This window comes from Streptomyces sp. NBC_01334 (assembly GCF_035983595.1).
Classification (GTDB): domain Bacteria; phylum Actinomycetota; class Actinomycetes; order Streptomycetales; family Streptomycetaceae; genus Streptomyces; species Streptomyces coriariae.
Map to the genome: position 1 here is coordinate 8,899,566 of NZ_CP130718.1, position 25,531 is coordinate 8,925,096.

Annotated in this window: 19 protein-coding genes and 1 pseudogene; 6 read left to right on the forward strand and 14 right to left on the reverse strand. The window is 70.4% G+C overall.

The annotated features are described in order from the left end of the window. Positions 1-107 precede the first annotated feature (107 nt). Positions 108-335, reverse strand: a complete 228-nt coding sequence (locus OG736_RS39675; RefSeq protein WP_327186743.1) for a hypothetical protein — start codon at positions 333-335, stop codon at positions 108-110. Between the two features lie 462 nt (positions 336-797). On the opposite strand from OG736_RS39675, the gene OG736_RS39680 reads away from it, so the two are divergent. Then, entirely contained in the window at positions 798-1,676 is an 879-nt protein-coding gene (locus OG736_RS39680; protein WP_327186744.1) for a hypothetical protein, read from the forward strand. Between the two features lie 537 nt (positions 1,677-2,213). On the opposite strand, the gene OG736_RS39685 is transcribed toward OG736_RS39680, so the two are convergent. The 7 genes from OG736_RS39685 to OG736_RS39715 form a co-directional block, all read right to left on the reverse strand. Then, entirely contained in the window at positions 2,214-2,549 is a 336-nt protein-coding gene (locus OG736_RS39685) for a hypothetical protein (protein ID WP_327186745.1), read from the reverse strand. A gap of 216 nt (positions 2,550-2,765) precedes the next feature. Next, on the reverse strand, positions 2,766-3,185 hold the full coding sequence (locus OG736_RS39690; protein ID WP_327186746.1) for a hypothetical protein: 420 nt from the start codon (positions 3,183-3,185) through the stop codon (positions 2,766-2,768). A gap of 657 nt (positions 3,186-3,842) precedes the next feature. Then, a complete protein-coding gene (locus tag OG736_RS39695) occupies positions 3,843-4,529 on the reverse strand; it encodes a DUF5825 family protein (RefSeq protein ID WP_327186747.1) in 687 nt (228 codons plus the stop codon). An 84-nt stretch (positions 4,530-4,613) separates the two neighbouring features. After that, on the reverse strand, positions 4,614-6,545 hold the full coding sequence (locus OG736_RS39700; protein ID WP_327186748.1) for a RiPP maturation radical SAM C-methyltransferase: 1,932 nt from the start codon (positions 6,543-6,545) through the stop codon (positions 4,614-4,616). 285 nt (positions 6,546-6,830) lie between these two features. Beyond that, the gene (locus OG736_RS39705; protein ID WP_327186749.1) at positions 6,831-8,810 is read right to left on the reverse strand and encodes an alpha/beta hydrolase family protein; all 1,980 of its coding nucleotides are present in this window, start codon (positions 8,808-8,810) and stop codon (positions 6,831-6,833) included. Beyond that, positions 8,807-10,321 carry an MFS transporter gene (locus tag OG736_RS39710; RefSeq protein ID WP_327186750.1) on the reverse strand — a complete coding sequence of 505 codons (1,515 nt, stop codon included), beginning with the start codon at positions 10,319-10,321 and terminating at the stop codon, positions 8,807-8,809. Before OG736_RS39710 ends, OG736_RS39705 begins: the two co-directional genes overlap by 4 nt. 1,010 nt (positions 10,322-11,331) lie before the next feature. Next, positions 11,332-12,348, reverse strand: a complete 1,017-nt coding sequence (locus OG736_RS39715; protein WP_327186751.1) for a DNA-directed RNA polymerase subunit alpha — start codon at positions 12,346-12,348, stop codon at positions 11,332-11,334. Between the two features lie 336 nt (positions 12,349-12,684). On the opposite strand from OG736_RS39715, the gene OG736_RS39720 reads away from it, so the two are divergent. Both OG736_RS39720 and OG736_RS39725 read left to right on the forward strand, forming a co-directional pair. Next, positions 12,685-13,116, forward strand: coding sequence for an NfeD family protein (locus tag OG736_RS39720; protein ID WP_327186752.1), 432 nt, complete (start codon positions 12,685-12,687; stop codon positions 13,114-13,116). Between the two features lie 4 nt (positions 13,117-13,120). Then, entirely contained in the window at positions 13,121-14,158 is a 1,038-nt protein-coding gene (locus tag OG736_RS39725) for an SPFH domain-containing protein (protein ID WP_327186753.1), read from the forward strand. A 130-nt stretch (positions 14,159-14,288) separates the two neighbouring features. Here the strand turns inward: OG736_RS39725 and OG736_RS39730 are convergent. Then, a pseudogene (locus OG736_RS39730) lies at positions 14,289-14,444 on the reverse strand (alpha/beta fold hydrolase); the annotation flags it as partial. A gap of 760 nt (positions 14,445-15,204) precedes the next feature. On the opposite strand from OG736_RS39730, the gene OG736_RS39735 reads away from it, so the two are divergent. Next, positions 15,205-15,690: a roadblock/LC7 domain-containing protein gene (locus OG736_RS39735; protein ID WP_327186754.1), complete on the forward strand. Its 486-nt coding sequence runs from the start codon at positions 15,205-15,207 to the stop codon at positions 15,688-15,690. Positions 15,691-15,730: 40 nt separating this feature from the next. Here the strand turns inward: OG736_RS39735 and OG736_RS39740 are convergent, their stop codons facing one another. Then, positions 15,731-16,303 (reverse strand): hypothetical protein, encoded by a 573-nt coding sequence (locus OG736_RS39740; RefSeq protein ID WP_327186755.1) that lies wholly within the window; start codon positions 16,301-16,303, stop codon positions 15,731-15,733. A 243-nt stretch (positions 16,304-16,546) separates the two neighbouring features. Here OG736_RS39740 and OG736_RS39745 point away from each other — a divergent pair, with 243 nt between their 5' ends. Further along, on the forward strand, positions 16,547-18,202 hold the full coding sequence (locus OG736_RS39745; protein WP_327186756.1) for a serine/threonine-protein kinase: 1,656 nt from the start codon (positions 16,547-16,549) through the stop codon (positions 18,200-18,202). Between the two features lie 28 nt (positions 18,203-18,230). Here the strand turns inward: OG736_RS39745 and OG736_RS39750 are convergent, their stop codons facing one another. Continuing rightward, positions 18,231-19,826, reverse strand: a complete 1,596-nt coding sequence (locus OG736_RS39750; RefSeq protein WP_327186757.1) for a serine hydrolase — start codon at positions 19,824-19,826, stop codon at positions 18,231-18,233. 86 nt (positions 19,827-19,912) lie between these two features. Here OG736_RS39750 and OG736_RS39755 point away from each other — a divergent pair, with 86 nt between their 5' ends. Continuing rightward, positions 19,913-20,137, forward strand: coding sequence for a hypothetical protein (locus OG736_RS39755; protein WP_327186758.1), 225 nt, complete (start codon positions 19,913-19,915; stop codon positions 20,135-20,137). Between the two features lie 63 nt (positions 20,138-20,200). On the opposite strand, the gene OG736_RS39760 is transcribed toward OG736_RS39755, so the two are convergent. The 3 genes from OG736_RS39760 to OG736_RS39770 all read right to left on the reverse strand — a co-directional run bounded on the left by OG736_RS39760 (position 20,201) and on the right by OG736_RS39770 (position 25,493). After that, the gene (locus OG736_RS39760) at positions 20,201-21,166 is read right to left on the reverse strand and encodes a DUF1152 domain-containing protein (protein WP_327186759.1); all 966 of its coding nucleotides are present in this window, start codon (positions 21,164-21,166) and stop codon (positions 20,201-20,203) included. A gap of 133 nt (positions 21,167-21,299) precedes the next feature. After that, complete coding sequence (locus OG736_RS39765; protein ID WP_327186760.1) at positions 21,300-22,664, reverse strand: FAD-dependent oxidoreductase; 1,365 nt, start codon at positions 22,662-22,664, stop codon at positions 21,300-21,302. Positions 22,665-22,796: 132 nt separating this feature from the next. Next, positions 22,797-25,493 carry a SpoIIE family protein phosphatase gene (locus OG736_RS39770; RefSeq protein WP_327186761.1) on the reverse strand — a complete coding sequence of 899 codons (2,697 nt, stop codon included), beginning with the start codon at positions 25,491-25,493 and terminating at the stop codon, positions 22,797-22,799. Positions 25,494-25,531: the final 38 nt, after the last annotated feature.

The window sequence follows — 25,531 nt, forward strand, 5'->3', positions numbered from 1 at the left end:
CTCCGGAGGCCCGTTGGCTACTGCGTGAGGTTGCAGGTCACGGCCCTGCACATGGCAGATCCGGCAGGACGAGTCCACGTATAGGCCACGGCTGACTGAGAACTGTTTCAAGGTGCCGGGGTATCGGAGATCTGCTGTGCCAACTCCTCGACGACCTGAGGAACGACCCGTTGAGCACCTTCGTCTTCCAGTGCCTCAACCAGCGCCTGATGGACTTCGATGTACGGATGTCCGGAATGAGAAGCTCGGGTACGGTCGACCGCCCGTTCGATCTTGGCAAGGTGGGCAGCCACGATCGGCATCGCCTTCTCGTACTCGCTGGGGTCGGTGGCCATGGACACAGCTGATCAAGACGGATCGAGGGGGTCAAGGCCCGCAGTGGCCATCAGCTTGGGAAGCTGAGGTGATTTACGGCCGGTTGCTGGGCTGACCTGCAGCGAAGCGGATCCGAGGTCGGATCAGTCCCTCGACTTGTACCCGGTGATCCCCGTGATTCCCCGCAGGATCTGGCACGGCTTCTGGCACGGCCCTCCGTTGTGAACGGTTTGCGTCGTGCACGGCTTGCCCTGGCGACTGCAGGGCAAGCTGACATGCTTCCAGGGCATGGCATGGCACGGCCTGGCCTGGGCACGGCGCGTTTGCGCGGTCGCGCATGAAGACACCACTGGCACGACGCTTCGGTGCGTGGAACGACCAGGCCCGGGTTTCCCAGAGCGTCCCAGCATCGAGCCTGCGAAGGTATGGGGAAGTTACCTAAAGCGCTGACAATGACTTAATGCTTTTGGGATCATCCACCTATGTTGCTGAGTCTCCTACCTGGCCTACGGGATGTCCGCACGCCACTTGCGGCGGGACTTATTTACCTGCTGACAGCTTGGCTCTTCCTTGCACCCAACATTCCGGAGCGAGAGCAGGCTACAGGCGTTGTCAAATCCCTATACGACCTGTCTGATCTTTGCGGTAAGCCGGCTTCGCTTGCCGCAGTGTCCTTCTGTGCCTACCTGACTGGAAGCTTAGCCAGTGCGGCAATTGAAAAGATCACACTCTTCGCAACGTTGATCGTTCGCAAGAGCTACATGCCCTCTCTTAGTCAGGAGGCGGAAGCGGATCTGATCTCCTATCTGATTTCGGAACTCGTCGGCGTGCCGTTCAGAGACGTGAGGTTCAGCGGGCGGGGGAATGATTCCAACCCGTACAATATTGCGGCCATGACTATCTCCATAGGAGATCGCCGATCGGAGATGGGGCTCGCCTATACTCACTTGGAAACCGGTTTGGGGTTTGAGCGGAGTCAGCTGCGCATTAAACTCCTCATCACCAAGCCTGAAATCTATGGGGAGTACGATCGCTACACGGCAGAGGCCGATTTTCGGCTCGGTGTCGCAGTAGCCGGTACTGGATTGATCTCTGCATTAGCCGTTATGGGGTCAGCGTGGTGGTTGCTCGCACTCGCTTGCCCTATCCTCCTTGTGCCGGCAGCCCTAATGAAGAGCAGGCAGGCTAATGACCTGTTGATTCAGACGATTGTGGCCGGTGAACTCAGCTCCTCAACGCTCGATGCAGTCGTGCGTAAATGGAGGGCTGACCATGGGGAGGAAACCAACATACCTGCCTCAGATGGAGACACAGCCCCCGACGCTGACTCCTCGCCTGGTCAGGTGTCGGAGCCCGTGTGAAGGTGTGCGCCGTCTCGTTCCCGGCTGAGCTGCTCGACGAGGTCACGCGCCGCCTGGAGCAGTACGCTGCTCCCAGCCGTGACGGCCACGTCTTCGTAGGACCGCAGGGTGGGCAGCTGCGGAGAAGTAATTGCCGGGACGATTGGGTCAAGGCAGAAGGCTGCTCGGCGTCGAACACGACGAAGGGCCAGCCTGTGAGGAAACCCCTCCTGAGCTGGCCCTTTCTTCTGTACCCCTGGCAGGATTCGAACCTGCGACACCCGCTTTAGGAGGGCGGGTGTGACGTGCGGCCAGGGTGTCCAGGTCACCCCGGGTTCGGAGAGTCCCCAGCCCGGCCGTGTATCTCGACTGTGGCGAACCGTCGTTGACCGTGGTTGACCGCACGATGTGGCACAGCTGTGGCACGGCACGAACTTCTGATCCGTAGCTCTGCAGAGATCGGTCATGGGAGGTCATACAGGCTGCGGGGAGGGTCGTGAGGGCCGGTGTCGGACGCCAGCGGTTGCTGGGATTGCGGTACTCGGCTGCGGTACCGCATCACAGATCCACTCGGGACTCGGTCTCCCGGCTCCCCTGTCGCAGGACGACATGGGCCGGCCTGAACGGCAGACCGCGAAGGGTCGGCTCCATCACCTTGAAGAGCGCCTCCGCATCAGCCCCGTAGGCGTACAGCACGGCTTCACCTCCGCCGAACTCGTTCCCGTCCACCTCGCCGACGCCCGCCTCCTGGACGGCGGTCGCCATGGTGCGCTCAGCGTCGAAGATCGCCTCCCGCTCGGCACGCGAGCCGTACTGGTCGTCGCTCAGCCGGTAGCGAGCAATGACGGCTTCCTCTGGTAGCTCCGGTTCGGGAAGATCAAAGAGAGTGTCCATGCGGGCACGATCCCACCAGCCTCTGACATCGCGCCCCCACCTTGCCTGCTGCTGAGTGGAGCGGTGCACGCTTTCCAACTGTGGTGGTGGGGTGTGGGGGTGCGTGCGGAGGCGTTCACCTGCGTTCATGGGCGGTTGGACCGCAAGACGAACCCGGCGCGCGGTCCTCGCTGAACGGTCGTGAACGGGGCTGAATGAGACGGCGGCGCGGGCCGCCTACGGGCGCGACAGGTCGTGGGGCAGGTCGCAGACGTCGTCGCGCAAGTGCAGCCTGCGGAGGTCCTGGACCAGTGCGACGGGGTAGGGATGCATTGCCCACTTGGCGAGATAGCCGGCCTCGCCATGCTCCGTGAGCACAGTGTGGGCCGCTTCCAAGACAGCGTGAGCGAATGCCGGACGCGGATAGGTCGCCTGCCAGATCACCGTGCCGTGGGAGTCCGGAAGGTCGGGGCTGACGGCGACGTCGGGGAACTTGTGGATAGTCACGTTGACCACGTCATCCGTTGTGCGGAGCACCCAGCGAAGCTCCTGCGGCTCGGTGTCGAAGAAGAACCGGGCTGAGCGCCGCCGCCCATACAGCTCACCAGCTCCCGCTACAAGGTCCGCCAACGCGTCAGTGCAGTAGCCGGCGGTCACCGATGCCGTCTGAGAGTCATCGGATAGGTGACATCTTGCCCAACCATGGCCTACGAGTTCCCACTTCAGCTGAAGGGCACCGGCTGATTCTTGATCCATCGACACAGGCCCAGGCTAATGGCATTGATTGGCCCTGAGCTTGGGAAACTCAGGTGTTCTGAGCATGGCTGACCCGCTGACCCGCGCGGTGGAGCGGTGGCGGTGGGTGATCGGTCGCCGCATCAGTTCTCCGGTGCTCCCCGTGGTTCCCCGCACGATCTGGCACGGGTCCGGCACGGCCGCTCATCGGCTCTTTGGCCGTGACCTAGCAGTCGTAGCGGTATGCGTAGGGCAGTTCGGCACTGGGAACGCCGGGCCGACTGAAGCCTTCGTGGACAGACGCACCCCCGGTGTCGTCTGGGCGCGGGGCGAGGAGGCGCTCGGCTCGTGCAAGATCCTCCGGGGTGTCCACCGCTACGCCGTCGTCCAGGGGCGGGACCATCTGCAGGGCGTGGCCGGGTTCGACGAAGCGCAGCGTCGCCCACTGCCTCGGCGCGCTCCCGGGGCCCACCCGAGATGTGCACCGGCGGTCGCCCCGCCGGACCGAAGGCGCTCCGCGAGTGCGGGGGCTGACCGCCGGGGTGCTCCGCCGGGCCGGGTCCGCGGGGACACCCCGCCTCAGATCGTCATCGCCTCCTGTATCCAGCGGTTCACGCGGTACGGCAGCCACCACTGCACGCCGCCGACCGCGAGCACGAGTCGCTCCTCGCGGAGGTCGGCGAGTGCGTCCGACGGCACCGCCGACGCGGGAGCGCCGTACGCCAGGCGTTCGATCGCTTCCTGGTAGTGCGGCTCGTCCACCGTGAAGCGGCGGAGATCTCCCCAGCGGCGGTCGCGGATCTGGACGAAGCCCGGTCCCTGCCGCCAGAGGCACTTGCCCAGGTAGTGGCCGTTGCGCCAGGTCCGCAGCGCGTCTTCCGCCCTTGCCGGGTCCACCCCCTCGATCCGCTGCGGTGGCTGGAGGTGGCTCAGCAGGCGGCTGACGTCCTCGGTGGCCGTCGCGCCCCCGTCCGGATCCGGCCGCAGGTCCCACTCGACGAGCACCGCGCGGGCTGTGAGGTCCCTGACCAGACTGAGGGTCCGTACGGCACGGGCCGCCGCGTCCGGCGTCCCCGTGTCCGCGAGATCCACGACGTCGGACAGCCGGACGCGGCGCGCGCCCAGTTCCCACAGCCGGTCGCACTCCTCGGGGACGGGACCGGTCAGCGCGATGTCGCCGAGGAACATCCCCGGCAGCGCGCAGGCGACGGGGTCGTAGTCACGCCAGACGGCGGCGTACGGGGTGAGGGTGGAGCTGGGACTCATCGGACTGGCCTCCAGGTGCGCCTGAACGGTCGGACCACGCTCGGGCGAGGGCTGAGGAAAGAGGGAGTGAAGAGAGAAGACAGGTCAGACTCCGCTCATGTGCGGTTCGGCCGGCGTGGTGGCCGGTACGGGCGCCGCGTGCCGGTGCCGCATGAAGTCCAGCCGCAGCAGGTCCTCGTTCACCGCCGAGGGCGCGATGTGCACGTACTGCCCGTTGTCGGTGAAGACCAGCCCGAGCCCTACCCAGCGGTCGAGCAACTCCTGCACCTCGTCCTCCTGGCGCACCCCGCCCGGGACCCGGCCCGCGGCCTTGCGAGTGAGGGCCGACGGCGTGTGCGGCTGGTCCAGCAGCCGGAACGCGGCGATCTCGTACGGGTCGGTCAGCTCCATCGCCCGCCACTCGAAGGCCCGGCGCTTGCTGACCAGGACGATGCGGTCCCCCAGGTCGGCCTGTGTGAGACGCGCGTCGGCGTGGTGCTTGCGCCAGGCGCCGAGCGCGGCGTTGAGTGCGGTGACGGTGGGTTTGCCGATGCCCCGCTCCGGCGCCTCGAAGACATAGGCGAGTCCGTAGAGCTCCTCCTCCGGCAAGTCGTAGGTGAAGCGGTAGTGCGCCTCGGGGCGCAAGCCGGAGAAGCCCAGCTCGGGCCGGTTGAAGTACGGGCTGAACCGTTCGATGGCGATACGGGCCGAGAGGTCGACCGGCGGGTTGAGGTGTTCCAGCGCCGGTATCTGCGCGATGACCGGGTCGTAGTCCTCCGCGCTCTCTCCCGGGAAGCCGTGCAGATAGTTCCAGGACACCGACAGGCCGGTCTCGGCGCCGTCGCGGAGCATGCGTACGTTCTGGCAGCCGCTGACGCCCTTGTCCATCAGGTCCAGTACGCGGCTGTTCAGGCTCTCGATGCCCGGCTGCACGTAGATCAGGCCCGCGTCGGAGAGCGTACGGAGGTGGGCGCGGCGCATATTGGCCTTGATCTCGATGTGCAGCCGCAGGTCGTAGCCGCTCTCGATGATCCGGGGCAGGACGGTGGAGAGGTAGCCCATGTCGAGGATGTTGTCGACCACGTACATGTCCAGCACACGGTGGCGACGGGCTAGATCCATGATCTCGTCGTAGAAGGTGTCCGGGCTCTTGCTGCGGAACTGCATGAAGGAACCGTTGAGCCCGCAGAACGTGCAGTGGTGCTTCTCACCCCACCAGCAGCCTCTGGCGCCCTCGACGACGAGCTTGGGCTCGACCCAGTTGCGGGCCACGGAGGCGCCGAGACGTTCGAAGTACCCGCTGTAGTCGGGCGGCAGGATGGTTGCGGGCGGCAGTGGGCTGGTCGCCATCGAGTTGGCGGCGCTCACTCCGTCCGGACCGCGATGGCACAGCCCGGCCACGGTGGAGAGGTCCGGGTGTTCCTCACCGAGCGCGGACAGGAGTTGCGGAAACGCGGCTTCGCCCTCGCCCCGGATCACGTAGTCCGCGAACGGGAAGTTGCGGTGGACTGTCGCGCCCTGCTCGCCGTCGCAGTTGGCGCCGCCGATGACGGTCACGATGTGCGGCGCGAGCTGCTTGACCTGGCGGGCGGCCGCGAGCGCGGCGGTGTTCTGCTGGAAGGTGGAGGTGAAGCCCACGACGTCGGGTGCCTCGTCGACGATCCGCCGGGCGATGTCCGCCACGAACTCCGGTACCAGCCGGTGCAGTTCGCGGGTCATCCGCATCCGGGACGCGCCGAGCTTCCCCTTCATCGCGGCGGCGAACTCGTCGTCCCGCCAGTCGGGGTCGTCGTAGAGCGCGGAGGAGAAGACCCAGTCGCCGCAGCCCATGAAGTAGGAGGCCAGTGCGTAGTACTCGTAGTCCTCGGCGGTGAACTCCATACGCCGGGTGATCCAGTCGGTGAACTCGAGGTTGGCGTGCAGGACTTCGGCACTGCCGTCCGGCACGTGCTCGTCCACACTCCGCTTGAGGATTCCCAGGGCCAGAGACGGAAGGTCGATGGGAGACCAGGGCATGTTGACCAGCAGTACGCGCAATGTCAGCTCCTCGTGGGACGGCCGGAAGACGGGGAACGGGGAAGACGGCAGACAGGGGAGGCGGGGCACTTCTGGCGACCGACCGTGGTCGTGGCGGGATGCACCCGACCCCGTTGGGACGGACAACCCCTTTGCCGCGGACGCCCCTGGGTGCCGGGCCGACCGGCCGGCCCGGCATCGGTGGCCGCCGGGCCGGCCGGCGAGGATCAGTCCTCTTCCGCGTCCTCCGCGTTGCGGAACGGGATGGTGATCGTGACGCCGACGCTCGGCTTCCGGTTCTCCTCGTCACCCTCGAGCGGGTCGTTGTGGATGATGTCCTTCTGCATGGGTGGTTCTCCTCTCGGTGTCTTCGGCGCTGTCCGTCCCGGCCGCCGCCGCGGTACGGACGCGGCCGGAATCCCCCCTCCGGATGGCGGGGGGCGTTTTGGGGGAGCGGTGCGTGCCGCGCAGCTCGCGGTCGAGGAAGACCACGGCGCGGCGCAGTACGGCGACGTGGTCGCCGCCCTCGTAGCCGTCGTGCCCGCTGTCGAGCCACATCGACTCGTGGCGGGCCCCGGCGGCGCGCAGCGCGGCGAGGTAGCCGCGCACCTGGCCGGGCGGGCACTTGGCGTCCCGGGTGGCGGCCACGACCAGCAGCGGTGCCCGCACGCGCGAGGCGTACTGGATCGGCGAGCTGCGGGCGTACGCCTCGGGCACGTCGTCGGGTGTGCCTCCGTACAGGCGCTCGTCCAGGGTGCGCAGCGCGGACGTGGTGGTGCGGTAGGCGGCGACGGCGTCGGCGACGGGCTTGACGGCAACGCCCGCCTGCCACAGCCCGGGACGGGTGCCGAGGGCCAGCAGCGCGAGGTAGCCGCCCCACGATGTGCCCCACAGTCCGACGGCGTCCGGCCGTACCAGCCCGCGCCCGATCAGATCGGCGCGCACCGCCACCAGGTCCTCGACCTGCGTGAGCCCCACGCCCGCGCCGAAGGCCCGGCGCCAGCGGGGCCCGTAGCCGGTGGAGCCGCGGTAGTTGACGCGTGCGACGGCGAAGCCCGAGGCCACGAGAGAGTGCACGACACCGTCGTAGGCGTCGCGGTCGTGGTCGGCGGGACCGCCGTGTACGAGGAAGACGACGGGCGGCGGCGCGCCCCGCTCCCTGGGCGCCCGGCCCTCGCAGGTCTCGCTCTCGGAGGTTTCGCCCTGCGGGAGTTCGGGACCCTGTGGCAGGTCTTGGCCTTCGGGAAGGCTGAGCCACGAGTGCACGGGGCCGTCCGGGGTCGGCGTCCACAGGTCGCGGTGGCCGCCCGGTACACGCCCCGGCACGGTGCCGAGGGCCGGCAGCGCGGTTCCGGCCGTGGAGTACATACGCGGCGGATGGGCCGTGTCCGTCCACAGGTAGTGCACATCGCCACCGGCCCGCGGCGCCGCGTCCAGCAGACTGCCGGGTGGCGTCGGCACGCGCGTGAGGGTGCCGGAGTCCAGGCGGGCCCGGTGGAGGGTGCTGCGGCCGTGGCGGTCCTCGCGGATCAGGACCGTACGCTCCTCGTCCTCGTCCGGGTACCAGCGGGCGGTGATCTCACAGTCGAACGCGCACCACGCGTACGTACGGATCCCTGTCTCCGGGCGCCAACTGGCCAGCAGATAGCGGTCGTCGTCCTCGCGCACCAGGAGCAGTTCGTCGCGTTCGGCGGTGGGCGCGAAGCCGAGCGACCAGAGCCTGCCGTGTTCCCCGGAGCCGGAGAGCACGGCGCGCGGTGTGCCGTCCGCGGTCAGGACGGTCACGGCGTGCGCGGAACCGGCGGGTCCGCTGATCGCGAGCAGGCCGGCCGCGGCGGTGATCCCGGACAGCGTGGCGTGCTGGTCGACGCGCGTCACCTCGCGGGCGGAAGCACCGCGCCGGCCCAGGTGGACGGTGGTCGTCCGGCCGTTCCCCAGCCCCATGGCGACGCTCCCGTCGTCGCTCACGGCCAGGCCGCGCGGGGTGCCCGGGGGCACGCCGGTGAGCCCGGGGAGGTCGGGGCCGCCGCGGAAGGGCTGGAACCGCCAGTGACCCTCGCCGTTCGCGTCCTCGTCGAACCACCACACGTTCGCGTCCCGGTCGATCGTTCCGTGCAGAGTGCCCCGCGGTCGGTCGGTGACCTGGCGGGCGCGCCCGGTTTCGGCGTTCCAGGCGAACACCTCGCACCGGCCTTTCGCGTCCGCGGTGAACGCCATCAGCGCCGGGTCGGCGGCGCAGACCTCGGGCAGGGCGGCCAGGTAGACCTGGTAGCGGGATCCGGTCATACGTCTCGCCCCCTCGCCCGAACGTCTTCCGCCGGTGTGCCCTTCGGCGGTACGCCCGACGCCAGGATGCGTCGCGCGCGGAGGGTCGTGTGCAGAGCGAGCAGGACCAGCACCCCGGCGGAGGCGAGCGCGGGCACGGCGGCCCCCGCGTGAGCCGTCAGAAACCCGGTGAGCGCGGGCGCCATGGCTGCGGCTCCGCCGGCGGCGGTGGCGAGGACGGAGCCCGCGCGGGCCTGGAGTTCGGGCGGCGTCCCCTGAATGGCCCGGGCCTGGAGGATCACGGTGGCCAGCGGCATGATCAGGCACAACCCGCCGAACAGCGCCCCGTACGCCCACGGTCCTCCGGCTGTCGCGAGCGCGGCGGCGAGCGGGATCATGAGCCAGGACACCGTCACAACCGCCCGCACGGGGCTCAGGCCGCGCACCAGCCGGGGCGCGGCGAGAGAACCGGCGAGTCCGGCGGCGCCGGACAGGGCCAGGACCAGGCCCATGGGCGTGCCGCCGTGGCCGCTCTCCTGCAGGGTGAAGACGGCGTCGTAGTACAGCGCGGCCAGTACGCCGTTGACGGTGGTGGTCCACACGAGTACCAGCCGCAGCAGGGGCGTCGTCCGGACGAGCCGGGCTCCGGCGCTCGCCTCGGCGGCCAGAGCGGACCATGTGCCGCGTGCGGAGCGGGGCGTGGGTCGTGGCACGGGCCGTGGCACGGAACCGTCCTGGGCCGCGTTCCCGGCCGACTCCGACGCGCCGTCAGCCCGGTCCGCCACGTCACCCCGGTTCGTCATGTCCACCGCGTCCGCGCTGTCGGTCCGGATGTCCACCGCGTCCGCGCTGTCGGTCCGGTCGGCCCGCAGGTGCGAGCGCATGGCCCGGACGCACACGGCCGTGACGGCGTACGAGACTGCGTCCAGCACGAAGGGCAGCGCGCGCGAGACCTGGTACAGCATGCCGCCCAGAGCGGGTCCCGCGACCAGGGCGCCGCGGTCACCCGCCTCCAGCCCGGCCACCACGCGCGGAAGGTCCCCGGGCTTGGAGATCAGGGCTACCGTGCCGCGGGCCGCCGCCTCGTAGCAGGCAGTGGCGGTACGTTCCACCAGTACGGCGGCGAGCAGATGGACCAGCGAAGGCCGTCCTTCCGCGACAGCCAGGGCCACGGCCACGGAGCCCATCGCGAGCGCCGAGACCACCGCCGACCAGAACATCACCTGCTTGCGCGCGCCACGGTCGGCGGGTACGGCGACGAGTGGGCCGAGCATCAGCCCGGTCGCCGTTGACACCCCCGCGACCAGCCCCACCACCGCCGGCGAGTAGCCGAGCCCGAGGAGCAGCAGCGGCAGGACGACCCCGGACGCCTGGCTGCCCAGGGAATCGGCGGCGTTCGCGCACCAGAAGAGCCGGACGTCGCGGGTGGCGGGCTCGGTGCCCTTGGCCGGCTCGGTGTCGTTGATCAGGGCCGTCGGAGTCGAAACGGCCTGGACGCGCGAGGCCCCTGTTTCGGGAACAGAAGATCCCATGCGCAGCCCTCCCCGTTCTGCCGTCACACTCGAAGTCACATGCGAGATCGCATGTGAAACAGCGCCACAGTTGACAAAGATGTGTGGAAAAGGTGCAGGAATTGAAACGCTCGGGAGCTTAGCCAGGAGCCGATGGGGAGGACAAGGACGCCCGAACGAGGGCGGGTTCGATTTCGCATGAGCGGCGAGGGGCGCGCCAGGGACCTGTACGGCAGCATCCGGACGCGCGGTTTCCCACCGCTCCCGCGCCGTCCGCGATCACCGTGCCGGGGTGGCGAGTTCGGGCGGCGACGGCACGACGACCGGGATTCCCGCTTCGCTTTGGCATTCGCGGCACAGAATGAATCTTCCGGGCGGGCGGAGCCCTTTGTGGATCGTCGCCGACCACGCCGGACATAAGCCGGAATTCGCCACTCCGCGCGGGGAACGGCATCTGAACTGCGGGGGGAACGGGGCGGGACGCCGTCGACCGGCCTCTGTCACACCACGTGCCACGACGTCCCGCCATGAACGCCGGACACGCCCGCCACGCCCACCGCCGACGGCATGGGCAGCCTTCCCGGTGGCGAACGCGGCTTCCCGCCGCCGACGCGCCGTACGCCGCGCACCCACCGGAGAAGAAGACCCCGACGGAAGTGCGTGGGCCGGTGCGGTATCCGGAATGCAGCTCCCCGGATATCGCCGGACCGACGGCAACGGGCTCAGGTTATTGGCCGGAATCGTACGAGAGAAAAGCGAGAAAGAGCCAGGCGGGAAAGGAAAACGAGATCGTCTTCACGGCGCCGTAGCCTGCCCTGTCGAAGGCGGCCGGCCCGTACCGGCCGCTGCGGCGTCGGAGGTGGGTCGTGCTCCGTCCAGGGTGCGGGCCTCGGCTGCGCCGTGTCGTCGCCGACCGCCCTTGGTCGGGTTCTGCGCACGGGCGAGGAACCTGCCGAGGCTGCCCGGCGGGCAGCCCGGAGGTTCTCCTGTCCCCGTCGCGAAGTGACTCGACGAACGGCGCAGCGCAGGGTTCAGTACTGCTCGGTCTCCACGAATCCCGCGTCCGAGTCGTCGTCCGCACCGATGGCGGCGGCGGTGGGGTCGAATCCGGGCGGGCTGTCCTTGAGGCCCAGGCCCATGCCGGCCAGCTTCGCCTTGACCTCGTCGATGGACTTCGCACCGAAGTTGCGGATGTCCAGCAGGTCGGCCTCGGAGCGGGCGACGAGCTCACCCACGGAGTGGACGCCCTCACGCTTGAGGCAGTTGTACGACCGGACGGTGAGCTCGAGCTCCTCGATCGGCATCACCAGGTCGGCGGCGAGGGCGGCGTCCACCGGGGACGGGCCCATGTCGATGCCCTCGGCCTCGATGTTCAGCTCGCGGGCGAGACCGAACAGCTCGACCAGCGTCTTGCCGGCGGAGGCCATGGCGTCACGGGGACGCATCGCCTGCTTGGTCTCGACGTCGACGATCAGCTTGTCGAAGTCGGTGCGCTGCTCGACACGCGTGGCCTCGACCTTGTACGTGACCTTGAGAACCGGCGAGTAGATCGAGTCGACCGGGACGCGCCCGATCTCCTGACCGAGCTGCTTGTTCTGCACGGCGGAGACGTAACCGCGACCGCGCTCGACGGTCAGCTCCATCTCCAGCTTGCCCTTGCCGTTGAGCGTGGCGAGGACGAGGTCGGGGTTGTGCACCTCGACACCGGCCGGGGGCGCGATGTCGGCGGCGGTGACCAGACCTGGGCCCTGCTTGCGCAGGTACATCACGACCGGCTCGTCGTGCTCGCTGCTCACGACGAGTTGCTTGATGTTGAGGATCAGGTCGGTGACGTCCTCCTTGACGCCCGGCACGGTGGTGAACTCGTGCAGCACGCCGTCGATACGGATGGACGTGACCGCCGCCCCCGGGATCGAGGACAGGAGCGTCCGGCGGAGGGAGTTGCCGAGGGTGTAACCGAAGCCCGGCTCCAGCGGCTCGATCACGAACCGGGAACGGAACTCGTCGACGACCTCTTCGGTCAGGGACGGACGCTGAGCGATCAGCACGTGGTGTTGCCTCCAAGGGTTTGGCGCCCCTCATGGACGCCGTGGTCACCATGAAGGGTACGTGCGATGCGGGCGATACAGCCGCCGCGGAGGCCGACCCGCCCGACTTCGCCCCAGTGAGACCCGTTTCCGCCTGCCCCCCACACGGCGGTGGCTCGCCGCTCCCGGACGGAAGGCGGAACCGGGTGGGGGCCTGTGCGCCGACGGCCCATGTGTGGTCACCGCGTCCGGAGCCGGACGGTTTTCCCTTCCCCAGGGGTGTCGCGGCCGTCCGCGGCGGGGTCCAATGGTAAAGGGCAGGCCTTTCGCGCCCGCACCGCTCAGAAGAGGCACGCAATGGATCCATGGCTGATCTGGTTGATCATCGCAGCCGTGTTGGCTGCGGCGGAGATCTTCACTCTTACCGCTGCGCTCGGAATGCTGAGCGCGGCCGCATTGGTCACGGCGGGGTCCGCCGCATTCGGGCTGCCGCTGCCTCTGCAGTTCCTGGTGTTCACCGTCGTCGCCACCGTCACCGTGTTGTTCGTGCGCCCCATTGCGCTGCGCCACGTCCTGCAGCCCCAAGTGGCGAGGTTCGGCGTGGACGCACTGGTCGGCAAGGGTGCGTATGTCGTCTCCGAGGTGACGGGCCGGGGCGGCAGGGTCCGCATCGACGGTGAGGAATGGACGGCCCGCGCCTACGACGAGACGCTGGTGATTCCTCCTGGAGTGATCGTCGACGTCATGGAGATCAGCGGCGCCACCGCGATTGTCTACCCCCGGGACTGAAGCCATGGAAACCTCGGCGTTCTTGATTGCCGGCCTGATCGTCGCCCTGATCGCGGTTTTCACCGTGGTGCGGGCGGTCCGTATCGTGCCCCAGGCGCGCGCCCGCAACGTCGAGCGGCTCGGCCGCTACCACCGGACCCTGAATCCCGGCCTCAGCCTCGTGATCCCCTACATCGACCGCGTTCATCCCGTGATCGATCTGCGCGAACAGGTGGTTTCCTTCAAGCCGCAGCCGGTCATCACCGAGGACAATCTTGTCGTCGAGATCGACACCGTTCTGTATTTCCAGGTCACGGACCCGAGAGCGGCCTTCTACGAGATCGCGAATTTCCTTCAGGCGGTCGAGCAGCTCACCGTGACCACCCTGCGCAACGTCGTGGGATCCATGGACCTGGAAAAGACGCTCACCTCACGGGACACCATCAACAGCCAGCTTCGTGGCGTGTTGGACGAGGCCACCGGAAAGTGGGGGCTGAGGGTCAACCGGGTGGAGATCAAGGCCATCGACCCTCCGCAGTCCATCAAGGACGCGATGCAGAAGCAGATGCGGGCCGAGCGGGACAAGCGGGCTGCGATTCTCGGGGCCGAGGGGCAGCGCCAGTCGCAGATCCTCACCGCCGAAGGCGACAAACAGGCAGCCGTCCTGCGCGCTGAGGGCAACCGTACCGCCGCGATCCTCCAGGCCGAGGGCCAGTCCCGCGCCATCGACGAGGTGTTCCAGGCCGTACATCGCAACGACCCCGACCCCAAGCTGCTGGCCTACCAGTACCTTCAGACGCTGCCCCAGCTCGCGCAGGGCTCGGGCAACAATTTCTGGGTGATCCCCAGCGAGATCACCTCCGCGCTCCAGAGCATGTCCCGCGCCTTCACCGAGGTCCTGCCCCAGTCGCCGGCCACCCGCGAGAAGCCCTCGGACGACATGGTCGCCCAGGCCGCCAGCGACAAGGCTCAGGCCGAAGAGGCCGCTGCTGCGGCCCTCGCAGACGCGGCCGAGGCCGAGGGTGTCCACCCCGATGCCGACCCGTCCCACCCGCCTCGCTGACGGCGGGCAGCGCCTCACGCGACGCGCACATCGGAATCGTTCGAGCACGACGAAGCCGCCCATCGACCAGGCCGAGCAGATCGACCTGGTCGCATCCGAGGGCTCGGATGAACAGCACCGCGTCGCGGGCCATCGCCTCGATCGTGTCCGGTGTGGAGCCGCTCGATCCGCCCACCCCGCGGTTGTCGAAAGGGAAGACCCGACGTCGTACGGCGAGCCCGTCGACGACGCGCGGGTCCCAGTTGTCCAGGACCCCGGCCAGGTGGATCAGGAGGATCAGCGGCATGCCGCCCTCGGGGCGAGTTCCCGGTAGGCGAAGTCCTCGCCGTGGACGGACGCGGAGCTGGTCGGCGCGTTCTCGTACGGACCACGTCAGGTGGGACGGGGAACGTCGAGGTGTGGTCGCGTCCGGGTCCTTCCGACGAACCCACCTCCGGGTCCGGCACCTCGCCGGCGCGCATACCGGCCTTGTCGCCGTAGCGCTCCACCGTGAAGGCCCTCATCGTCGTCTCCCTGGTCGCCGCCTTGTGCTCTGTCCCGTATCGCACCGCACGCTCCTTCGTTCCTGTCATGACGGGCCCCGCGAGGCAGCGCAAGTAGCCCCCACGAGCTGACGCAGGGGGCGGAACGGTCCAACCGCCCTTGTGCTCCTCGTCGAAGATCCGCAGCGCCCGGTCGGCCACCAGACGGTCCCGGAACTCGCTCAGCGCGGAGTGGTCGAACCCGGGACACCGAGACCCTGTCGTGGGGCGCCCTTGGCCGGCACGAGTCCTGAGAAACCATGCGAAGCCTGCCCGCTCATACGACTCCTTGCAGGGTGGAGAAGCTCCTGAACTGCAAAAACGCAGGTAGGGCGCCTGGGTCCGGCGACGGGTTCGGTGATGGGGTCGGCGACGGGTCCTGGCCGCATGGCATGTTCCAAATGAAAATGCCGGAGCCATCGCTTCCGGTCGTTCCTTTCCGTAGCCTCAGGAGTATCTGAACCACCGCGCGCCGCACCGCACTTGATCAGCGTCAGCCGACAACGCGTCGAAGGGGCAACGGTCATGGCCGTCGAGACCGAGGTTCTGAACGAACTGCACCGGCTGCGTACCCGGATACCGGAGCTGACGGGGGCGTTGGCGGCCGGTGCCGACGGTCTCGTCCTCGCCGAGGACATGCCGGACGTGCAGCCGGAAGGGCTGGCCGCGCTCACCGCGGCGGCGCTCGGCGTGGGGCGCCGGATGGTCGACCTCGCCGACCGCGGCGAGTTCCGCGAGCTGCTGGTGCGCGGGGCCGGGGGCTATCTCGCGACGTACGCGGCCGGACCGTCGGCCGTCCTGACCTTGCTCGCCGACGACCGGGCCAACGTCGGCCGTCTGCACCTGGAGGGGCGGCGCGGCGGCGCGCGCATCGCCGCGCTGCTGGCGGCGCGGTCCATGGACGACGGGCCCGTCGTCCATGGCGGCGAGCCACCGGCTCCGCAGTTCCGCGGCCGGATCCTCGGCGCTCTGCCCATACGCATCCCGCCGCAGTCCCGATACGAGCCCTGACGGAACTCCGCAGGGCTCCGGCGGACTCCGTCAGGAGTGCCTACGACCCGGTGGCCCGGCCGCGGCGTCCGCCGACCCCGCGCCGTCGGCCGCCACCCCGTTCCGGGCCCGCACCCGCTCCCGACGAGGGGGCGCTGAACCCACCGGGTACGAGACGCGGTGGCCCCACGGTCGGCGTCGCCGGCCCGGACGGCGTCGGTCCTGTGCCCGCTCCCCGGCCTGCCTCCGTGCCCGTGCCCGTGCCCGGTGCCGGGTCCGGGGCCGGAACGCGGGGCTGGGGTGGCGCAGCACGGGTCAGCACGCGTGCGTGGGGCAGCAACGGGGCGCAGGCGGCGCAGACTTCGCTGAGGGTCCACACCTGGCCGACCGCCGGGTCGTGCCGCAGGACGAGGACGACGGAGCCCGCGCAGGCGACCCGGGTGCCCTCGTGCAGCGCGCACCGCTGGCGACGGCACCAGCAGGCGGCGTCGTGATGTACCGCCGCCGCTCTGGCGTGCGCGGCCGCGTGGGCCACCGCGAAGCGGCGCAGCGCCGCGATGTCCCGGGAACGCGGCGGCATCACGCACGGCGAGGAGCAGGTGACCGACGCGGTGCGGTCCCGGTGCCCGACCACACGGATCGTCCAGCAGCGGCCCGGACGGCGGGCCGATGGGGCGTCAGGGTACATAAGAGCCAAAGCACATGTCCTTCGTGGGGGAGGGCGATGAGCGAATGGGGGAGCGGTCCGGGAGTGGTCCCGCACGGCCCGGCGGAAGTGACCTCGCTCACAGCATGCCCGGGGCCCGCGCGGACCATTCGCGCTGTGCCCCCTCCGGCCGACGCACCGCCTGTCGGTCCGTACCCCTAAGCTCCCTCCATGAGCACAGCGGAACCCCACAGACGCGTCGTCGACGGCCGTTTCGAGCTGGTCGGGCGACTCGGCGGCGGAGGCATGGGCCTGGTGTGGCGGGCCCACGACCTGGCCCTGCGTCGGGATGTCGCCGTGAAGGAGGTGCGGCCCCCGGACCCGGATCTCGCCGAGTACGACCCCGAGGGCGCCCGGACGCTGCGTGAGCGCGTCCTGCGGGAGGCCCGCGCGCTGGCCCGCGTCCACCACCCCAACGTCGTGACGATCCACCACATCGTCGACGGCGGCGAGAACACGTATCCGTGGATCGTGATGGAACTGGTCGAGGGCGGCTCCCTCCAGGACCGGCTCGACCGGGGCGTGATGACGCCGGCCGAGGCCGCGCGCCTGGGCCGCGAGGTGCTGTCCGCGCTGCGCGCCGCGCACGCCGTCGGCATCGAGCACCGCGACGTGAAGCCCGCCAACGTCCTGCTCCGCCCCGACGGGCGGCCCGTGCTCACCGACTTCGGTATCGCCGCCGTCCGCGAGTCCGCAAGCCTCACCGCCACCGGCGCCGTCATCGGCTCGCCCGACTTCATGGCGCCGGAACGGGTCAGCGGCAAGGAGGGCGGTCCCGCCGCCGACCTCTGGTCGCTGGGGATGCTGCTGTACGTCGCCGTGGAGGGCCACCATCCGCTGCGCAGGGCGAGCACGCTCGCCACGCTGGCCGCCGTGCTCGGCGAGGACGTGCCCGAACCGCGCCGGGCAGGGCCGCTGACCGGTGTCCTCGAGGCGCTGCTCGTCCGGGACCCGCAGGCCCGCCCCGACGCGGCGGAGGTCGACCGGATGCTCGCGGCCGTGACCGGGGACGCGCCCGGCCCGTCGCAGCCGGCGCCGGCCGCGGCCCTGTACGCCCCGCCGACCTCCTACCCCCTCGCCCCGCCCGCGGTCGCCGACGTCGCCCCCGCCCCGCCGCACACCACCGCCCCGACCCGAGGGCGCCGGACCCGTGGCAAGGCAGTCGCCGGAGCCGTCCTCGGCACGGCCCTGACGGGCGTGCTGGTGTGGACGCTGCTCCCGAACACGGACGGCGGCGACACCGACGGCGCGGCCACGCCGAAGCCGTCCGTGTCGCAGAGCGCCCGGCAGACGTCCTCCGGCGGGTCCTCCGGTGGTTCGTCCGGCAGCTCGTCCGGTGGTTCGTCCGGCGGGGTCGCCGCCGCGGAGAAGGTCGACCTGCTCAGCGGGAAGGGCCTCAAGGCGGCCGTGGCGAAGCTGACCGCCGCCATGGGCGGGACGAAGGTCACCAGCCTGGTGGTGTACGGGGAGTACGCCATCGCCGACGCCCCCGTCGCCGGCCACCCGAAGCTCTACGACCGGTACATGTACCGGGGCGGCGACGTGGCGGTGAAGGACGGGCCGGGCGGCACTGTCATGACCGGCGCGATCCCCGTCGACCTGGACGTCTACGACTGGGACGCGGTGCCCGCGTTGCTGGCCAGGGCCACCGAGGTCCTGGGCGTCGCCGAGCCGACGAGCCGTTACCTGGTGATCAACCCGGGCTCCAGCATCTTCGACAGCGGGCCGACGATGAGCGTCTACCTGTCCGACGACTACGGCAGCGCCTACCTCAGGGCCGATGTGCGGGCCCGGGTGATCGAGACCCACCCGCGCGACGACGGCTGACTCCCGGCCGCCGGTTCGCGCGCTCGCGCTATTCGCGCGTGAAGGTGCCCAGGCCGGTCTCGTCGAACGCCTCCACGGTCACCCGGGTCGCCTTGCCGTCGCGGTCGCCGTGGAAGGTGACGCCGGACAGTCCGACGGCGTTCTCGCCGACCGTCCGGAAGCTGAACGTGTCCCCGTCGTAGTGGGTCAGCCGGAACGTCGTCGGCTTCGGGCCCAGTCGCATGGTCAGCTCGCCACCGGACGCGGAGACGGTCAGCGGACCGTAGAAACGGTTGGCGTATGTCCCGCTGTAGGCGGCGTCGGGGCGCGCGGCGGCCGCGTCGGCGGGCGGGGTGGAGTAATCGGTGGGCGAGACCTCCGCCTGTTCCTGCTGCGCGTAGACCTTCCCGATCAGGTCGAGCCAGTCGGCCGTGGCCTTCCCGTGCTCGGCGGTGTCGAAGAAGCCCTCAGCGATGGCGTCGGGAAGCCCGAGCGGCTTGCCGTTGGTGAGCACCACGATGCCCAGTTGCTCCGCGGGAAGCATGGTGACGTTGGTGTTCGCGCCGAGGGCGAAGGCGCCCGAGTGGCTCAGGCGCAGGCGGCCCAGGTCGTCGTAGCCGACGTTCCAGCCGAGGCCGTAGAAGCCTGTGCGGCCGGCCGGCGTCTGCGGGGGGTTGGAGACGATCGCGGGGAGGTGGGTGCGCTCTAGCTGCTCGGCCGGGATGATCTGCTCGCCGTCGAGCTTGCCGTTCGCCAGCTGGAGGCGCAGCCAGCGGGACATGTCGCGGGCGGAGGAACTGGCGCCGCCCGCCGGGGACTGGGCGTCGGCGTCGCGCACGTACTGGGCCCGCCAGGTGCCGTCGGGGGCCTTCACATGCAGGTCGGCCCGGTTCTTGGCGGCCTCGTAGTCGGCGAAGCGGGAGCTGGTGGCGTCCATCCCGGCGGGCTTGTAGAGGGTGTCCTCGGAGAGCTTCTCCCAGGTCGTGCCCTCGGCGTCCGCGACCGCCTGACCGGCCGCCGTCGGGCCGTAGTTGGTGTAGGCGTAGGAGGCGCGGAACGGGGCCAGGGGCTCGTACCGGAGGTGGTTGAGGATGTAGTCGCGGTCGTAGCCGAGGTCCTCCAGCAGATCGCCCGCGTGGTCGGGCAGGCCGCTGCGGTGGGCGAACAGGTCGGCCACCGTGACGTTCCGCGTCACCCACGGGTCCTTGAGGGCGAAGCCGGGCAGATGGGCGGCGACGGGGTCGTCCCAGCCGATCTTCTCGTCGCCCTCGCCCACCGCTCCGGCGACGACGGTCGAGGCCAGCGGCTTGGACAGGGACGCCAGCTCGAACACCGTGTCGGGGTCGATCCGGGCGGACCGGCCTTCGTGGCGCACGCCGAAGCCTTTCAGGTACACGACCCGGTCCTTGTACACGACGGCGACCGCGACCCCGGGCACGCCCGTCCGCTCCATCCCGTCCCGCACGATCCCGTCGAGCTTCCCCACGGCCGCGTTCACCTCCGCCGCCGTCAGCTGCGCAGGCGGCTGGGGCGGCGGAGCGGCGGCGAGGACACCGGGGACGAGCAGGAGCGCGGCCACCGCGAGGGCCGCCGGGGCCTTCGCCCGGTGGCGTGTCGTCGTCTGCCGAACACCCATGCAGACCATTGAACGCCTCGCCGGGAACGCTGTCCTGCCGAGTCAGGCAGGTGCGCCACTCGGTGCTTCGCCGTGGGCGCGCTCGGCTGGCTGGGGTGGCGCATTCGCCGGGCCCGGCCGGCGGGGAGGGCGCTCTCGCCCTGGCCGTGCTCGGGCTGCTGGTCCTGGTGCTGCGACCGGCCGCCGTGTACACCTGGCTCGACGTGTCCGTCCCGCTGCCGACGGTCATGCTCGCCGGCTTCGCGGTCCAGGCGGCGGCCCCGCTGTTGCTGACCGTGGCTCTGGCCATCGTCGGCGGCAGCGACCTCGCGGCCCACTGACGACCGGCGTGCCGCAGCCCCACCCGTACCGCGGCGCCACCCGCGCCGAGGGGCGGCCGTGCCTCAGTGGGGGAAGGCGCGCGGCTGCCGCAGCAGGGGGAGTTCGTCGCGGAACTCCTCGATGCGGGAGCTGATCTGCCGCATCAGGACGGTGTCGGCGAGGCGGTCGAGGTAGAGGTTGCGACGGGCCAGGCCGGGCGCGTCGACGCAGAAGTACAGCGCCATGAGCGGATTGACGAACAGCTCGCTGTCCTTGGTCCGCTCGGTGAACCGCACGTTGCCGAAGGAACCGCGCACGGCGGCGGCGACGGAGCCGTTGACGATGCTCGGGTGGCCCGGGGTGCAGGCCTGGGCGTCGGCCACGGCGTCCAGGTAGAGGGCCCCCTCGGGGCTCTGGTGCGACAGGGAGAACGCGCCGAGGTAGGCGCCCTCGCGGTCCAGCGCGGCCAGGTTCTCCAGCACGAGGGAGTGGTTCACGCCGTGGTGGGCGTCCACGCCGAAGCCGAGACAGGCCACCAGCCGGTGGGGGACGTCGTCGAGGCTCTGTACGGCGGCGAGGCTGGCCATGTCCTCCTCGGGCGTGCCCAGTCCGTGCTCGTCGCCGCGCATCAGGATGTCGGTCCCGCCGTCCACCAGGACGACGGCGTCCACCCCGCCCAGATGGTCGAGGAGCGCCCGGTAGGCGGCTCGCAGGGGTTCCACTCCGGTCCGCGGGAAGGCGTACACCGTGGCGGGGAGGTCGTGCCGGTCGAGCCAGCGGGCCAGGGTGCGCTCGGGGAAGTAGTCGCCGCGGGTGGGGATGTCGGGGCGGATGGCCGCGACGTCCGGCTGGAGCCAGACCTCGGAGGGCAGCCCGTGCAGGTCGGCGAAGGAGAGGTTGGCCAGATGGACCTCCTTGCCCGCCGAGCGCAGGGCGAGCGCCAGCGGAAGGCCCGCGTACACGTCGAAACCGCCGCCCGCACCGGCGATCAGCACCCGGCGCGCGTCGCGCAGCCGGGTGAAGAGGGGAGGCTCATGGACGGAGAACACCCCGGGACGCTAACAGGCGGTGATCGCGCGGCCCAACAGGATTACGTCAACCCCGCTGAGCCGTGGGTGGGTTGGGGTTCGGCCGACCGTGGCCGGAGTGGCCCGAAAGGGCGACCGAACCCCGCGCCCAGGACTACGCGCCGCTCTCCCGCAGCATGTCCTCACGCTCGACGATCTTCACGCGCTCGCGGCCCTGCGGCTCGCCCAGCGCCTTCTCGGCGGCGTCCAGCTTGTACCAGCCCTCCCAGGTGGTGAAGCGGACGTCGCGCTCGGCGAGGAACGCCTCCACGGCCTCCGGCTCGGGCGAGGCGGGCGCGTGCAGACGGCCGTTCGCGTGGTCGTCCAGCAGGTTCGACACCGTCTCGTTGGCGTCGCCCTTGGTGTGGCCGATGAGGCCGACCGGACCGCGGCGGATCCAGCCGGTGACGTACGTCGACTGCAGGTGCTCGCCGGACTCCTCTATGACGCGGCCGCCCTCGTCCGGGACCGTGCCCGAGTCGAGGTCCCAGGGCAGCTTCGGAAGCTTGTCGGAGAGGTAGCCGACGGCGCGGTAGATCGCCGTGACGTCCCAGTCCTTGAACTCGCCGGTGCCCTTGACGTTGCCGGTGCCGTCGAGGGCGGTGCGCTCGGTGCGCAGACCGACGACCTTGCCGTCCTCGCCGAGGATCTCGGCCGGCGACTCGAAGAAGTGCAGGAACAGCTTGTGCGGGCGGTCGCCGACATCGCGGATCGCCCAGTTCTCCAGCGTCTTGGCGACCATGTCGGCCTGCTTGTTGCCGCGTCGCGTGGCGATCGAGCCGTCGTCGTAGTCGATGTCCTCGGGGTCGACGATGACCTCGATGGTGGGGGAGTGGTCGAGCTCCCGCAGCTCCATCGGGGAGAACTTCGCCTGCGCCGGGCCACGGCGGCCGAAGACGTGGATCTCCAGTGCCCTGTTGGCCTTCAGACCCTCGTAGACGTTGGCCGGGATCTCCGTGGGCAGCAGCTCGTCCGCCGTCTTGGCCAGGACGCGGGCCACGTCGAGGGCGACGTTGCCGACTCCCAGGACCGCGACCTTCTCGGCCTCGAGGGGCCAGGTGCGCGGCACGTCCGGGTGGCCGTCGTACCAGGAGACGAAGTCCGCGGCGCCGTAGGAGCCGTCGAGCTCGATGCCGGGGATCGACATGTCGCGGTCGGCCGTCGCGCCGGTGGAGAAGATCACCGCGTCGTAGAAGGCGCGCAGGTCGTCCAGGCTGATGTCGGTGGGGTAGTCGACGTTGCCGAAGAGGCGGATCTGCGGCTTGTCGAGGACCTGGTGCAGGGCGTTGACGATGCCCTTGATGCGGGGGTGGTCCGGGGCGACGCCGTAGCGGATCAGGCCGAACGGGGCCGGCATGCGCTCGAAGAGGTCGATGGAGACACCCGGGTCGGCGGCCACATCGGACTTGAGCAGCGCGTCGGCGGCGTAGATCCCGGCGGGGCCGGCTCCGACAATGGCTACCCGCAGGGGGCGGGGCATGATCAGGTTCCCTTCGAGTGGCGACAGATCGACTCGAGGGAAGCCTAAACTAAGGCAAACCTTACTCGGTACGCGGGTCCGGTCTATGGACTCATAAGCATCATTTATGAGTGGAGTGGCGGCCGACTCGCGTCACGGCAGCGGCTGTTCGGCCCAGATGACCTTGCCCTTGGCCGTGTAACGGGTGCCCCAGCGGTCGGTCAGCTGCGACACGAGGAAGAGGCCGCGGCCGCCCTCGTCGGTCATGGCCGCGTACCGCAGGTGCGGTGAGGTGCTGCTGCTGTCGGCGACCTCGCAGATCAGGGTGCGGTCACGCAGCAGCCGGACGCGCACCGGGGCGCTGCCGTAGCGGATCGCGTTGGTGACCAGTTCGCTCAGGATCAGTTCCGTCGTGAAGGACAGGTCCTCCAGGCCCCAGCGCGCCAGCTGCCGCGCCACGGCCGCCCGCACCTCGCCGACCGCCGCCGGGTCCACCGGCACGTCCCACTCGGCGACCCGGTCGGCACCGAGCGCCCGGGTACGCGCGACGATCAGCGCGATGTCGTCGCCGGGGCGGGGCGGCAGAAGGGCGTCCAGGACGGCCTGGCAGGTCCCCTCCGGCGGACCGTCGGAGGACCGCTCCAAGGCGGTGCGCAGCAGCTCCAGACCGGTGTCGATGTCCCGTTCCCGGTCCTCCACCAGCCCGTCGGTGTACAGCACAAGGGAGCTGCCCTCGGCCAGCTCCAGCTCGACCGTCTCGAACGGCAGCCCGCCCAGTCCGAGCGGCAGTCCGGCGGGCACCTCGAGGTACTCGACCCGGCCGTCGGGGTGCACCAGCGCCGGCGGCGGATGGCCGGCCCGGGCGATCGTGCAGCGCCGGGAGACCGGGTCGTAGATGGCGTACAGACAGGTCGCCCCGGAGACGGCCGCGTCGGTGCCGTCGTCCGCCTCGTCCTGGTCGATCCGGGCCACCAGCTCGTCCAGCAGGCCGAGGAGTTCCTCCGGGGCCAGATCCAGGGCGGAGAAGTTGTGCACCGCCGTGCGCAGCCGGCCCATGGTGGCCGCCGCGTGCAGCCCGTGGCCCACCACGTCACCGACGACGAGGGCGACCCGGGCCCCGGACAGGGGCAGCACGTCGAACCAGTCGCCCCCCACACCCGCCTGCGCCGGCAGATAGCGGTAGGCGATGTCCAGGGCGTTCTGTTCCGGCAGGGTGCGCGGCAGCAGGCTGCGCTGGAGGGTGACCGCCATGCCGTGCTCGCGGGTGAACCGGCGCGCGTTGTCGATGGAGATCGCAGCCCGCGCCACCAGCTCCTCGGCGAGCACGACCTCGTCCGGGTCGAACGGATCGGGCCGTTCCGAACGCCAGAAACTGACCACGCCCAGGATCAGGGACCCCGCCCGCACGGGCACGGTGATCAGCGAGTGGATGCCGAACTCCACGACCTGCTCGGTCCGTTCGAGGTCCTGGGCGCGCCAGCCGGGCGCCTGGGCGAGACGGGCCTCCAGGACCGCCCGCGCCTCGCCGAGACTGTGGGCCTGCGGGGCGGAGTCCACGAACCGGATCCTCTCGCCCACCGCGTACAGCGGCGCGCCCTTGCGGATCGCGCTGACCGCCGTGCGGCGCAGCGTGCCCCGGGCCCCCGGCTCCTCGCCCTGAAGGACGGCGTCGAACAGATCCACGGACGCGAAGTCCGCGAACCTCGGCACGGCCAGCTCCGTGAGCTCCTCGGCGGTCCTGGTGACGTCCAGGCTGGTCCCGATGCCCACCCCGGCCGCGTACAGCATGTCGAGGCGCTCGCGGGTCGCCTCCGCCCGGCCCGACAGAGCGCGCAACTCCGTGGAGTCGCGCAGGGTGGCGACGCTGCCCGCCGGTCCGCCCGCCAGAACGGTGGGCCGCTGGTTGATCGCCAGCAGCCGCTCCCCGACCAGGTGCACCTCGTCGGTGACCATCCGTCCCGAGGCCAGCAGCTCGGCCGTGTCCCGGTCGAGTCCCAGATCGAGGACCTGGCGCCGTTCGGCGTCCGGGGGCAGGTCGAGCAGGCGTTGCGCCTCGTCGTTGGCGAGCAGCAGGTCGCCCTCGCCGCCGACGATGATCACCCCTTCCCGCACGGAGTGCAGGACGGCGTCGTGGTGCTCGTACATCCGGGTCATCTCGCGCGGGCCCAGGCCGTGGGTCTGGCGCAGCAGACGGCGGCTGACCAGCGCCGTGCTCGCCGTTGCCAGGGCGAGGGCGACCGCGGCGCTGCCGAGGACGAGCGGCAGCTGCCGGTCGGCGTTGCCGCCGACGTGCGCGGTGGTGATGCCGGACGACACGAGCCCGACCACGGTCCCGTCGGCCGTCTTCACCGGTACCACCGCCTGGACCAGCCGGCCGATGGTCCCGTTGACCTCCTCGACCACGATCCCGCCGTCCAGCGCCGGCTGGATGTTCCCGACGAACTTCTTGCCGATGCGGTCCGGCTTGGGATGCGTGTAGCGGATGCCCTCGGTGTTCATGACGACGAGGAAGTCCATGTCGGACGCCTTGCGGGCCGCCTCTGCCTTGGGCTGGAGCACGGCCGTCGGGTCCGGGGCGTTCAGCGCCTCGACGATGCCCGGCGAGTTGGCGAAGGTCTGCGCGACCGCCACGGAGCGGTTGCGGGCCTCCTGGGTCGTGTCGTGGCGCACCTGGAGCAGCAGCGCCACCACGGCGGCCACGACCAGCAGCAGCACGATGACCACTTGGAGGACGAACACCTGCGCGGCGAGACTGCGCCCGCCCAGTGCGGACTCAGGCGTACGCCGGACCCGCGGGCCCCGGGGACGACGGGCCGGCCGGGCATCCGAGCGCCCCAGGAGTCGGACCATGTGCCATGTCTACACTGCCGGGCCGCGCGAGGCGAGAG

Coding starts and splice junctions, on each gene's coding strand:
- OG736_RS39675 (WP_327186743.1), bottom strand. CDS start 335: ATGGCCACCGACCCCAGCGAGTACGAGAAGGCGATGCCGATCGTGGCT.
- OG736_RS39680 (WP_327186744.1), top strand. CDS start 798: ATGTTGCTGAGTCTCCTACCTGGCCTACGGGATGTCCGCACGCCACTT.
- OG736_RS39685 (WP_327186745.1), bottom strand. CDS start 2,549: ATGGACACTCTCTTTGATCTTCCCGAACCGGAGCTACCAGAGGAAGCC.
- OG736_RS39695 (WP_327186747.1), bottom strand. CDS start 4,529: ATGAGTCCCAGCTCCACCCTCACCCCGTACGCCGCCGTCTGGCGTGAC.
- OG736_RS39705 (WP_327186749.1), bottom strand. CDS start 8,810: ATGACCGGATCCCGCTACCAGGTCTACCTGGCCGCCCTGCCCGAGGTC.
- OG736_RS39710 (WP_327186750.1), bottom strand. CDS start 10,321: ATGGGATCTTCTGTTCCCGAAACAGGGGCCTCGCGCGTCCAGGCCGTT.
- OG736_RS39720 (WP_327186752.1), top strand. CDS start 12,685: ATGGATCCATGGCTGATCTGGTTGATCATCGCAGCCGTGTTGGCTGCG.
- OG736_RS39725 (WP_327186753.1), top strand. CDS start 13,121: ATGGAAACCTCGGCGTTCTTGATTGCCGGCCTGATCGTCGCCCTGATC.
- OG736_RS39735 (WP_327186754.1), top strand. CDS start 15,205: ATGGCCGTCGAGACCGAGGTTCTGAACGAACTGCACCGGCTGCGTACC.
- OG736_RS39745 (WP_327186756.1), top strand. CDS start 16,547: ATGAGCACAGCGGAACCCCACAGACGCGTCGTCGACGGCCGTTTCGAG.
- OG736_RS39750 (WP_327186757.1), bottom strand. CDS start 19,826: ATGGTCTGCATGGGTGTTCGGCAGACGACGACACGCCACCGGGCGAAG.
- OG736_RS39765 (WP_327186760.1), bottom strand. CDS start 22,664: ATGCCCCGCCCCCTGCGGGTAGCCATTGTCGGAGCCGGCCCCGCCGGG.
- OG736_RS39770 (WP_327186761.1), bottom strand. CDS start 25,493: ATGGTCCGACTCCTGGGGCGCTCGGATGCCCGGCCGGCCCGTCGTCCC.